The organism is Undibacterium sp. Ji49W (assembly GCF_049340205.1).
Classification (GTDB): Bacteria; Pseudomonadota; Gammaproteobacteria; order Burkholderiales; family Burkholderiaceae_D; genus Undibacterium.
Genome location: NZ_JBMPOW010000010.1, coordinates 76148 through 87915, shown reverse-complemented (window position 1 = coordinate 87915; position 11768 = coordinate 76148). Strand labels below are relative to the sequence as shown.

General features: G+C 51.1%; 14 protein-coding genes. 3 read left to right on the top strand and 11 right to left on the bottom strand.

All coding sequences use genetic code 11. The features are described 5' to 3' along the window. Positions 1 to 47: 47 nt before the first annotated feature. From rarD to ACO0LK_RS13970, 11 genes are all read right to left on the bottom strand, one after another. On the bottom strand, positions 48 to 944 hold the full coding sequence (rarD, locus tag ACO0LK_RS14020; protein ID WP_422976007.1) for an EamA family transporter RarD: 897 nt from the start codon (positions 942 to 944) through the stop codon (positions 48 to 50). A 105-nt stretch (positions 945 to 1049) separates the two neighbouring features. Next, the gene (locus tag ACO0LK_RS14015; protein ID WP_422976005.1) at positions 1050 to 1970 is read right to left on the bottom strand and encodes a cobalamin-binding protein; all 921 of its coding nucleotides are present in this window, start codon (positions 1968 to 1970) and stop codon (positions 1050 to 1052) included. After that, a complete protein-coding gene (gene panC, locus ACO0LK_RS14010) occupies positions 1970 to 2809 on the bottom strand; it encodes a pantoate--beta-alanine ligase (protein WP_422976003.1) in 840 nt (279 codons plus the stop codon). Before panC ends, ACO0LK_RS14015 begins: the two co-directional genes overlap by 1 nt. Positions 2810 to 2886: 77 nt before the next feature. Further along, positions 2887 to 3744 (bottom strand): segregation and condensation protein A, encoded by an 858-nt coding sequence (locus tag ACO0LK_RS14005; protein ID WP_186949027.1) that lies wholly within the window; start codon positions 3742 to 3744, stop codon positions 2887 to 2889. 54 nt (positions 3745 to 3798) lie between these two features. Next, positions 3799 to 4008, bottom strand: coding sequence for a DUF3460 family protein (locus tag ACO0LK_RS14000; protein ID WP_422976001.1), 210 nt, complete (start codon positions 4006 to 4008; stop codon positions 3799 to 3801). Between the two features lie 119 nt (positions 4009 to 4127). Next, positions 4128 to 4709 (bottom strand): TIGR00730 family Rossman fold protein, encoded by a 582-nt coding sequence (locus ACO0LK_RS13995; RefSeq protein WP_422975999.1) that lies wholly within the window; start codon positions 4707 to 4709, stop codon positions 4128 to 4130. Between the two features lie 8 nt (positions 4710 to 4717). Next, positions 4718 to 5389 (bottom strand): TetR/AcrR family transcriptional regulator, encoded by a 672-nt coding sequence (locus ACO0LK_RS13990; protein WP_186949030.1) that lies wholly within the window; start codon positions 5387 to 5389, stop codon positions 4718 to 4720. 62 nt (positions 5390 to 5451) lie between these two features. After that, the gene (locus tag ACO0LK_RS13985; RefSeq protein ID WP_422975997.1) at positions 5452 to 5970 is read right to left on the bottom strand and encodes an RDD family protein; all 519 of its coding nucleotides are present in this window, start codon (positions 5968 to 5970) and stop codon (positions 5452 to 5454) included. Positions 5971 to 5974: 4 nt separating this feature from the next. Further along, positions 5975 to 6721 (bottom strand): DUF3106 domain-containing protein, encoded by a 747-nt coding sequence (locus ACO0LK_RS13980; RefSeq protein ID WP_422975995.1) that lies wholly within the window; start codon positions 6719 to 6721, stop codon positions 5975 to 5977. Between the two features lie 2 nt (positions 6722 to 6723). Continuing rightward, positions 6724 to 7140 (bottom strand): DUF3619 family protein, encoded by a 417-nt coding sequence (locus ACO0LK_RS13975; RefSeq protein WP_422975993.1) that lies wholly within the window; start codon positions 7138 to 7140, stop codon positions 6724 to 6726. After that, positions 7137 to 7709 (bottom strand): RNA polymerase sigma factor, encoded by a 573-nt coding sequence (locus ACO0LK_RS13970; RefSeq protein ID WP_186949032.1) that lies wholly within the window; start codon positions 7707 to 7709, stop codon positions 7137 to 7139. The genes ACO0LK_RS13975 and ACO0LK_RS13970 overlap by 4 nt, the downstream gene beginning before the upstream one ends. Positions 7710 to 8251: 542 nt before the next feature. Between ACO0LK_RS13970 and ACO0LK_RS13965 the strand changes: the two genes are divergently transcribed. From ACO0LK_RS13965 to ilvC, 3 genes are read left to right on the top strand one after another with little or no spacing between them, the layout of a single operon-like run. Beyond that, entirely contained in the window at positions 8252 to 9967 is a 1716-nt protein-coding gene (locus tag ACO0LK_RS13965) for an acetolactate synthase 3 catalytic subunit (protein ID WP_186949033.1), read from the top strand. After that, positions 9967 to 10458 (top strand): acetolactate synthase small subunit, encoded by a 492-nt coding sequence (gene ilvN, locus ACO0LK_RS13960; protein ID WP_162059361.1) that lies wholly within the window; start codon positions 9967 to 9969, stop codon positions 10456 to 10458. Before ACO0LK_RS13965 ends, ilvN begins: the two co-directional genes overlap by 1 nt. Before the next feature lie 59 nt (positions 10459 to 10517). Then, complete coding sequence (gene ilvC, locus ACO0LK_RS13955; protein WP_110253979.1) at positions 10518 to 11534, top strand: ketol-acid reductoisomerase; 1017 nt, start codon at positions 10518 to 10520, stop codon at positions 11532 to 11534. Positions 11535 to 11768 lie beyond the last annotated feature (234 nt).

Genomic DNA, 11768 nt, shown 5'->3' with positions numbered 1-11768 from the left:
CAATCTCTTTAATTGCGAGCCTGGGCAGCTCAGGTAGATTAGGTCGCTCAGGTAGCTTGTTTGCCCGTACTTTCAACTGACCTGAAGTTGCGCCAAAGACCCTCGCAAGAATACACAAGCAGCGCAGCCCAGATGGCAACAAAGCCGAGCATTCTGCTGGAGTCAAAAGGCTCGTGATACAACCATACGCCAAGCAGCAACTGCACCAGTGGTGACATGTACTGTAGCAACCCGAGCGTGGTCATGGGTATGCGGCGTGCACCGGCAGCAAACAACAGCAGTGGGATGGCGGTGATGGGGCCGCTGAGCAGGATCAGCATTTTGATATCGATATCACCGCTGATGAAGGCATTCTGGCCATGCATGCTCATCCAAATCAGGTAGCCAAGGGCAAACGGGAAGAGCAGGGCAGTTTCCAGTGACAAGCCTTCCAGCGCACCCAGGGACGAGGTTTTACGTAACAGGCCATAGGTACCAAAAGAAGCAGCCAGGATCAGGCCTATCCACGGCAAATGTCCTGCCTGCCAGGTCAGCCAGGCTACGCCACAGGCTGCCAGTGCAACCGACAGCCATTGCACAGGGCGCAGGCGTTCACGCAGCCAGACAGAGCCGATCAGGATATTCACCAGCGGTGTAATAAAGTAGCCAAGGCTGGCATCAATGATATGGCCATGGTTGACGGCCCAGATATACACAAACCAGTTGGCAGACAGCAGTAGCGCGCTGATGGCAAAACCAGCTATCAACCTGGGTTGGCGCACCGCCTCGCTGATCCATGACCATTGCTTACGCCAGGTCAGTACGCCAAGCAAAAACAGCAATGACCATACCATGCGGTTCAGCAGAATTTCCAGGGCAGGCACTTCATGCAGGGCTTTGAAATAGATGGGGAACAGGCCCCACAGCAAATAGGCGGAGCCTGCAAACAAGATACCTTTACGCATCGCTGCCAATCAAAATAAAAAGCCTGACGGAACAGGCGAGACCGCTATTATCGCCTTAAAGCAAAATGCCTGCTTCTGATGCGATTTTGCGTAGTTCTATTCGTCTTATTTTGATCTGGCTGTTGCCAGGTGCTTGCACAGTGCTTCGGTGCCATCCAGTATGCGCGGACCTGCGCGATTGAGCCAGTCACCTTTTACAGCGTAGAAATTATTCTTTTTGACGGCTGTCAGGATGGGAAACTGTCGCCAGTCGGCCAGCGCATCTGCATTCTCGCCTGTGGTCAGCATCATGTCGGGATTGGCTGCCAGCACGGCTTCGATGGTGATGGTGGAACTGAGTTCCTTTAATTTGCCAAACACATTTCTGCCACCGCACAGGCGTATGGCATCGGACACCATGTGATCATCATTGAGTGTCATCAATGGCCTGCGCACCATCTGATAAAACACGCTGACTGGCGTGGCAGAGGCGGGCAGGGCATAGGTTTTACGCAGATTGTCCAGGCGCTGGCGGAATTTCTGTGCCGCTGCCTGGCCTGTAGCATCGGTGCCTGCCAGGATTGCCAGCCGTTCTATCGACGTCGCCACCATTTCAAAATCATGCGGTTCGCTTTCAAAAACGGTGACGTTATTGCTGCGCAATTTGTTGGCCAGTATTTTGGCATTGCCGGTTCCCCAGATAATCACCAGATCGGGTTTCAGGGCCAGCAGGCGTTCCAGGTCCAGCGCGAAAATATTTCCTATTGAAGGCAGTTTTTTTGCAGCTTCAGGATAGTCACTGTAATCGGTGACGGCAACGATCTGCCTGGCCGCACCAGCTTCAAATAATAATTCGGTAATGTGCGGCGCCAGGCTGATGATGCGTTGTGCAGGTTTGGCCAATGTCACTTGGCGCTGCGCATCATCCAGTACCGTGATAGCAGCCTGGACTGTGCCTGTCGCACAGACACCGGCAAGTGACAGCGAGAGCATGCCGGCACTGCACAAGCGTTTCAGTGCCGGTTTTGCGGCTTGCAGTACGCGCATCAAATTTCCAGATTATCGATCAGGCGTGTGCCGCCCAGTTTGGCCGCTGCCACCACGACCAGTTGCGCATTTTGGGCAATGTCACCGGCAGATGGCGGTTGCAAATCAGCGCGCTTGCGGATGGAAATGTAATCCGGTTTCCAGTTGCGTGCAGCCAGTCTGGCCATGGCTTGACGTTCCAGCTCAAACATGTCGAGATGGCCGGCGCGTACTTCAGCAGCGACTTCATTCAGGGTCTGGTACAGGACTGGTGCTTCAGCGCGTTCTGTGGCTGACAGATACATATTGCGCGAAGACAGCGCCAGGCCATCGTCTGCGCGGTAAGTTTCTGCGGCAATGATTTCGGTTGGCAGGGCAAACTGCTTGCTCATATTACGCACGATCATCAACTGTTGATAATCCTTTTTGCCAAACACGGCAACCCGTGGCTGCACACACGAAAACAGCTTCAGTACCACGGTGGTGACGCCGGTAAAAAAGCCGGGACGGAATTCACCTTCCAGGATATTGCCCAGATCATCCGGTGGGCGCACGCGGTATTCTTGCGGTTCTGGATACAAATCTTTTTCAGTGGGTGCAAATAGTACATACACGCCTTCTTTTTCCAGCTTGTCTACGTCAGCCTGGAAGGTGCGCGGGTATTTGTCGAAATCTTCATTCGGACCAAACTGCAGGCGGTTGACGAAGATTGATGCGACGACTGGGTCGCCATGTTTTTTTGCCAGGCGCATCAGGGATAAATGCCCTTCATGCAGATTGCCCATGGTCGGTACAAATGCAGTACGCAATTGTCCGCTTAACTGGTCGCGCAACTCTTCAATGGAGGAAACGATTTTCATGGTGCAGCTCTATAGTAATAAATTGGTTGTGGTCGGTGCCAATGGATAAGGTGTCAAGACGTATCGTGATTTGTCAATCAGGCTGGCGAATAGGCCAGGCGCACATAAATCGGTGCAAAGGCTTCGGCCTGGGTAATTTCTATCAGCGTTTCCTTGGCCAGTTCAAGCAGGGCGACAAAATTGACGACCAGCACAGGCGCACCCCGGCTGGGGTCGAACAGGTCAGAGAATTCTACAAATTTGGCGGACTGCAGTTTGCGCAAAATGCCGGTCATGTGTTCGCGCACAGATAATTCTTCCCGGCTGATTTTATGATGTGCCACCAGCGTCGCCCGTTTCAGTACATCGGCCCAGGCGGACTGCAAATCGGCAATCTCTACATGCGGCCAGTGCAGGATCGTATTTTGTTCGACGAAAACCTGTGCATGCAAAAAGTCGCGCCCCAACTGTGGCACGGCATTCAGGTCATAGGCTGCCAGTTTCATTTGCTCATATTCAAGCAGGCGGCGTACCAGTTCGGCTCGTGGATCGTCGGCTTCATCGCTATCGGCACTTTTATTCGATGGTAGCAGCATGCGTGATTTGATTTCAATCAGCATAGCGGCCATCAGCAGGTATTCTGCGGCCAGTTCCAGATTGTGTTTGCGTATCTGATCTACATACTGCAGATATTGCAAGGTGACTTGCGCCATCGGAATATCGAGTATGTTGAAGTTTTGCTTGCGTATCAGATACAGCAGCAAATCCAGCGGGCCTTCAAATGCTTCCAGAAAAATTTCCAGTGCATCCGGCGGGATGTACAGATCGGTAGGAAGCTTGAATAGCGGTTCGCCATATAATTTGGCAAAGGCCAACCCATCGACAACATCAGGTGTGCTGTCAACGGCACCAACCAGTGGCAACTCGGTTGGCGGCAACGCATTGGTGGCTGTCACAGGCTTCTCTGTCTACAGGCTGATGTGGGCGATATCGGGTGGTATTGGGCGGTGTTAGCCCTTGTTTTGATAAACGTAAGCTTGCTGATTGATGCGTGATTCAAGCTGGCGCTTTTGGGTATCGAGGTCGACCGGTTTTTTATCCCACAGCAGGGCACGACCATCACGCTGGCTTTGTTCCAGCGCAGGGTTGGTTTTTTTCAGGTCTTTGATGAACTGAGTTGCTTCGGATTCGTATAACGGGAATTGCTTGGAAAATTTCATAATTTGAAATAAACACGAAAAGGTCGGGTAAAGTCGCATTTTACTCCGGTTTTGGCCGGAAAACGGCTTTTGCCTATGGAGTAAGCGTTCAGAACAGGCTGCAGATCATACCGGGCAGCTTACAGGTCTTTGACATCCAGCCATTTTTTGATATGGACAGGGCGATATTGGGTAAATTTTTGCAAAAGGCTGGCAGCATCACTGTCGATATACAACAAATCCAAGTGTGCTGCCCGCAGGAAGCCTTGTTCTACCGTATGCAGCAAGAAATCATGCAGCTTCTGGTAGAAACCATTGATATTGTATAAACCAACCGGTTTTTCATGAAAACCCAGTTGTGACCAGGTCAGCACTTCAAACAGTTCTTCGAAGGTACCTATGCCGCCCGGCATGGCAATAAAGGCATCTGACAGCTCTGCCATCATGGCCTTGCGTTCATGCATATTGCTGACGATATGCAAGTCAGTCAGGCCGGTATGGCCGACTTCCTTGTCCATCAATGCCTTGGGGATGACGCCTGTGACCTGTCCACCCAGGCGCAGCACCTCATCGGCAATGATGCCCATCAGGCCGACATTGCCACCGCCGTAGACCAGACGCAGTTGCTGGCTGACCAGTTGTGCCGCCAGTTGACGGGCACCAGCGGCATACTCCGTCGTGATGCCGGGCGAAGAGCCACAATAAACGCAGATTGCTTTCATACCTGATGTCATGCGGGATTCATCTTGCGCAGATAATCCTGCGACAATTTTTCAAATACATTCTTGGTTTCGCCACGCAGGTAAGGGCTGATCAATACGATCACCTGATAGCAGCCGCGCGCCAGCGAGTCAGACATGGTCTGCAATTCGGTGTACTTGCGCGGATTACGTACATATTCATACGACAGCCAGTAAGTGGCTACCACGACCATGTTGGTGGCCAGGGCATCGATATCCATATCACTGGCTTCAAACTCGCCATCCGTGCGCAAGCCGTTGCACAACTCGGTGGCAACCTTGATCTTGTGCGTCAGGATCTGCTTGAAATTCAGTTCCAGCTTGCGGTTTCTGGACAGCAGGTCATTGAGGTCGCGATAAAAAAAACGATACCGCCATACCAGTTCAAACGTCAGGTGCAGATAGGTCCAGATGTCCTGAATATTCGCCTTGCGGCCTTCAGGGAAGGACAGCTTCTTATTGATTTCCATTTCGAACTGGGTAAAGATGGAATTGACGATATCATCTTTGTTGCGAAAATGGTAATACAGATTGCCGGGGGAAATATTCATTTCCTCCGCAATGACTGTCGTAGTGATGTTCGGCTCACCGAATTCATTGAAAAGGCGCAGGGATAATTCCAGTATGCGTTCCCTGGTGCGACGAGGAGCTTTGTGTTGCATGTCATTCTTCTCGATAAATTATTTCATAAGAATAACATTGAAAAGCCAACATCAAAAGCAGATCAGGCGTCAGAACTCGCTTTGAGTTCATTTTCGGAAGGAATGTGGATCAATCGCGTCTTGGCAAGTTTGTCGTGCAGAAACTGTCCGTGTTTGTCCAGCCGTGCTGTCATGGCCCAGCCGACGACGCCGGCAGCGATGACCAGAACCATGGGCCATTCTTTCAGGCCCAGCTGATAATTCAGTGCCATGGCAGGCAAAAACCACATCCATGACAGGCAATAACGCACGATGGCTTTTACCAAGGGCAACTTGCCGCCATCCAGATCTACTGCCTTGATACGCCAGGTCTGCATTGCCAGAGTCTGGCCACTGCGGCACCAGCAAAAGACGAAATAGGCGCCAATGACCAGAAACAGCCAGCCCTGGCGCGCGTGACGTAATACCAGCGCATGCCGGCTTTGTGTCAGCACATCAAAAATCCAGTCAGAGACAAAAACAATGCCAAACAACAGCATTCCTTCATAGACCATGCAAATCAGGCGGCGACGTAATGGCGGGGCAGTAAGTTCAGAATTCACAGATTTATTTGGCAGGGCCCTGAGATGCAGCGGCGCTGGCAGGGGCAGCGTCTGTCACTGTCGCGGCAGATGCCGGGGCAGGTACGGCAGGTGAAATGGCAGGTAACGAAGCGCTGGCAGGCTGTACTGCCAACGGCGCAGCTACTGGCGGCGTGGTTTTGACTGCGGCAGCCGTAGCGGTAGTCCCTGTTGCTGCGGTAGCAGGTTTTGGGCCTATTTTGATGGGCGCCAGAATTTTTGGATTTTTCACCGCATCAGCCGGAAGATTGGTGACGCTTTTCTTTTTCTCGTTTTCCGAGGCGAGGCGTTTTTTCTCTTCTTCACTCAGTTGCTGGTATTGCTGCCACTGGGCAGACTTGTGTTCTGGCTTGAGCTGGTTGGATTTTGCAAAATTTTCGCGTGCGGCCATGCGTTGCTCTGGCGTCAGTTTGACCCAGCCGCGCATGCGTTCTTGCAACCTGGCTTGCTCATCCGGCTTCATGGTCGCATAGCGATTGGCGATTTCCAGCCATTTTTTCTTGCCCAGTTCGGACATTCTGTCCCATTCTGGGTTGAGCGGTGCCAATGCCAGCTTTTGCGCAGGGCTGAGTTCTACCCATAAAGGTTTGGCATAGCTGGAAGTTGCGAGGCCATTGGCTGGCTTGGCATTGGTTTGTGGCGCAGGCGCAGCGCTACCACCGGCAAAAGCCGGTGATAATGAGAAAAGTACAACAGACAGGCACAACAAATCTCGTATCAGGTGCAACGTCACGCCTATTCCTCCGTTTTGTTCAGATAGGCAGTGAATCCGGTATCAACATAAGCGGCTGGCGGCAATTCATCAACCAGGACGGCCGTGTCAATATCTGCCAGTTCATTGATGTTTTGCTGTTGTTCATATTCATAAATGCCTATCAGTCCAGCCACTAGTACCAGCAGTGGCAGGGCGATACCCAGCTTGCCCATCCAGGAACCAGGCCCCTGGAAGGAAAAACCGGAATTACCGGCCAATACGCCCTTAAATGCCAATACGGCAACAGGTGCTTCCTGTTTCTTGCGTGCCATGGCCATTTTGCGGGCCTGTGCTAACCTATCCAGAGTTGGCGCAGGGAGACTTTCGGCTGATTCATTCAGCGCCCGTCTTACCTTGTAAGCAAACTCAAGGTCTTTCGCTTCTTTTGAATAATTCATAGGTGTATTCCTTTAGCCTTTAGTGTGACGGCCAATGCGTGTGTTGCCCTGGAGCAGTGTGTTTTGACGCTGCCTTCTGAGCAACCCATTGCAGCGGCGGTCTCCGCTACATCCATGTCTTCCCAATAACGCATGAGGAAGGCTTCCCGTTGACGCGCAGGAAGCTTTTTTATTTCTTCGTCAATTATATTAAGAACTTGCTCACGTTCTATCTTGTCTGCACTGGATTCTGATGCTTCCGTGCCATCTTCTGCCGCATAGCTTTCCAATAAGTCAAAATTGTCATCATCCTGGTTATTGGCCGGGGTGATGCTGGAAAACAGGCTGACCCAGGTATTGCGCACTTTTTCCCTGCGGAAAAAATCCAGTATGGTGTTCTGGAGTATGCGCTGAAACAGCATGGGCAATTCTGCGGCAGGCTTGTCACCGTATTTTTCCGCGAGTTTGATCATTGCTTCCTGAACAATGTCTAAAGCAGATTCCTCATTGCGGACGGTGTACACGGCATGCTTGAAAGCACGACGCTCTACACCTTCCAAAAAGCTGGATAATTCTTTGTCTGTGGCCATCGTTGGCAGTTATGTTGCAGGTAGTTGCATTTGTTAAGCAGGCGCCAGTTCCTGATCTGATTGGACTTTTTTAGGAAGATGCCAGCGCTCAAAATTGCGCACATGCTAGCAAAAATACGCGTTTATGTCCTGTATTTCGTTGAAAATGGTTTTTCTGACAATCCTATTTATCCTGTTAACTTGCTTTTTACGGTGAATTTCCCTTGACCAAAATGCTGCAACACAGTACCGTGTGAGTCCGCTCCAAAATCTCGGAGCACAAAATGCTTGTCTGGAACAGCCCACAATGCTGACACCGACGAGTTCGCTTTAAGAAGCTGTTTGTTCTGACCCATGCCACAAGCGTGAGAAGTCTGTCGTTGTAAAGCCTTAATACTGATTGAACGAGTGCACTAAGCCTTGCCTGGTACCATATCCAACGGATGTGTAAAGGGGAATGTGACCGCACGTAAAGGGATCTCAGCTTTCCGGTATTTACATGTCGATTTCGCCAGGAAAGAACATCCGATCAATCTCCTATGGACCTTGAAAGGACACAATTTATGAGTTCAGAATTTACAGGCGCAGAGATACTTGTCAAGTGTCTGGCCGAAGAGGGTGTTGAGCACGTATTCGGATATCCGGGCGGTGCTGTACTCTATATCTATGATGCGATTTTCAATCAGGACAAGTTTCAACATATCCTGGTGCGTCACGAGCAGGCTGCGGTACACGCTGCCGATGCTTATTCCCGTTCCTCCAATAAAGTCGGCGTGGCTCTGGTCACTTCCGGACCTGGTGTTACCAATGCGGTGACTGGTCTGGCAACTGCTTATATGGATTCGATTCCCATGGTGATCATTTCAGGTCAGGTTCCCAGTGCCGTTATCGGCCAGGATGCCTTCCAGGAATGCGACACTGTTGGTATTACCCGTCCCTGCGTAAAGCATAACTTTTTGGTGAAAGACGTCAGAGACCTGGCCGAAACCGTCAAGAAGGCATTCTATATTGCGACGACAGGTCGTCCGGGCCCTGTGCTGGTGGATATCCCCAAAGATATCAGCATGCACAAAACTACCTACAGCTACCCTAAAGAAGTCGAAATGCGCTCTTACAAGCCAGTCGACAAAGGGCATGCAGGTCAAATTCGCAAGGCTGTGCAACTGCTGTTGCAGGCTGAACGTCCCATGATTTATACCGGTGGCGGCGTAATTCTCGCGCATGCAGCACCGGAACTGAATAAACTGGTCGATACACTCGGTTTTCCGTGCACCAATACCCTGATGGGTCTGGGCGCCTACCGTGCCAGCGATGAAAAATTCGTCGGCATGCCAGGCATGCATGGCACCTACGAAGCCAATATGGCCATGCAGCACTGTGACGTGCTGATCGCCATTGGTGCGCGTTTTGACGACCGTGTGATCGGCAACCCGAAACATTTCGCGTCACATCCGCGCAAGATCATTCATATTGATATTGATCCATCGTCGATTTCCAAGCGCGTCAAGGTTGATATTCCTATCGTGGGTAATGTCAAAGACGTGTTGCAGGAAATGCTGTCACAACTGAGTGCAGTGGAGACGCGTCCTGATCCCAAGGCGCTGGCCGCCTGGTGGAAGCAGGTCAATGAATGGCGTGGTCGCGATTGCCTGAAATACCCGACTTCTACTGAAGTCATCAAACCGCAGTCAGTTGTTGAAAAAGTCTGGGAAGTGACCAAGGGCGATGCCTTTGTAACTTCTGACGTTGGTCAGCATCAGATGTGGGCTGCGCAATACTATCGCTTCGACAAGCCACGTCGCTGGATCAATTCCGGTGGCCTGGGTACCATGGGTGTCGGCTTGCCGTATGCCATGGGGGTGCAGATGGCGAATCCGGATGCAACTGTTGCCTGTATCACTGGCGAAGCCTCGATACAGATGTGCATACAGGAACTGGCAACCTGCAAGCAATACCACCTGACACCAAAAATCATTTTGTTGAACAACCGCTTCCTTGGCATGGTCAGGCAGTGGCAGCAGATTGATTATGGTTCACGCTATTCTGAATCGTATATGGATTCCCTGCCTGATTTTACCAAGCTGGTGGAAGCCTATGGTCACGTCGGCATGAAGATAGAAAACCCGGCAGATGTCGATGGCGCAGTGCGCGAAGCTTTTGCCATGAAAGACAGACTGGTGTTCATGAATTTCATTACTGATCAAACCGAAAATGTCTGGCCTATGGTCAAGGCAGGCAAGGGCTTGACTGAAATGTTGCTGGGTTCGGAGGATCTGTGATGAGACATATTATTTCCATCCTTCTCGAAAATGAAGCCGGTGCCTTGTCACGTGTGGTCGGTCTGTTTTCTGCCCGTGGTTACAACATTGAAACCCTGACCGTTGCGCCGACTGAAGATGCGACCCTGTCGCGTATGACGATCGTGACTTCCGGTTCCGATGACATCATCGAACAGATCACCAAGCACTTGAACCGCCTGATCGAGGTAGTCAAGGTGGTGGACCTGACTGAGGGCGCGCACATAGAACGTGAACTGATGCTGATCAAGGTAAGAGCGGTCGGCAAGGAGCGCGAAGAAATGAAGCGCACCGCAGATATTTTCCGTGGCCGCATCATTGATGTCACCGAAAAGACCTACACCATAGAATTGACCGGTAACAAAGGTAAGTTGGACGCTTTCATTGATTCCATCGACCGCACGGCAATTCTGGAAACGGTACGTACCGGTGGTTCAGGCATAGGACGCGGCGAACGCATCCTCAAGGTTTAAAAAATAGTTTCAGGCATACGCCATTCTCTTACAAAAATATTTAATTATTAGGATACAAAATGAAAGTTTTCTACGACAAAGATTGTGATCTCTCCCTGATCAAAGGCAAAAACGTTGCTATCATCGGCTACGGTTCTCAAGGTCATGCCCATGCACAGAACTTGAATGATTCCGGCTGTAAAGTAACTGTCGCCCTGCGTAAAGGCGGCGCATCCTGGGACAAGGCAAAAAACGCCGGCCTGAACGTGGCTGAAGTCAACGACGCAGTCAAAGCAGCTGACGTCATCATGATCTTGCTGCCAGATGAAAACATCGCTCAGGTGTACGCTGAAAACGTTGCCCCTCACGCCAAACAAGGCGCAGTGTTGGCATTCGCTCACGGCTTCAATGTGCATTACGGTCAAGTCGTACCACGCGCCGATCTGGACGTGATCATGATCGCTCCGAAAGCACCTGGCCATACAGTGCGCGGTACTTACAGCCAGGGTGGCGGCGTGCCTCACCTGATCGCTGTGTATCAGGACAAATCCGGTTCTGCCCGTGACATCGCCTTGTCTTATGCGATGGCTAACGGCGGCGGCCGTGCTGGTATCATCGAAACCAACTTCCGTGAAGAAACAGAGACTGATTTGTTCGGTGAACAAGCAGTTCTGTGCGGTGGTGCGGTTGAGCTGATCAAGGCCGGTTTCGAAACCCTGGTTGAAGCTGGCTATGCACCAGAAATGGCTTACTTCGAATGTCTGCATGAACTGAAACTGATCGTTGATTTGATCTATGAAGGCGGTATCGCCAACATGAATTACTCGATCTCCAACAATGCAGAATACGGCGAATATGTGACTGGCCCTAAAGTCGTTACAGAAGACACCAAAAACGCCATGCGCCAATGCCTGAAAGATATTCAGACTGGTGAATACGCGAAGAGCTTCATCCTGGAAAACAAAGCTGGCGCACCGACACTGATCTCCCGTCGTCGTTTGACTTCCGAACATCAGATCGAAGAAGTGGGCGCGAAATTGCGTGCCATGATGCCTTGGATCGCTAAAAACAAACTGGTTGATCAAAGCAAAAACTAATTGCTGAGATCGCCGGGCATCATCCAGCGTGCGCTGGTAGGCGCACGCAGCTCGAAGGCTAAAAGTCGTCCACTTGGACGACTTTTTTTACGCCTTCAAGTGCGCATGGATCGCTAAAAACAAACTGGTTGATCAAAGCAAAAACTAATTGCTGAGATCGCCGGGCATCATCCAGCGTGCGCTGGTAGGCGCACGCAGCTCGAAGGCTAAAAGTCGTCCACTTGGACGACTTTT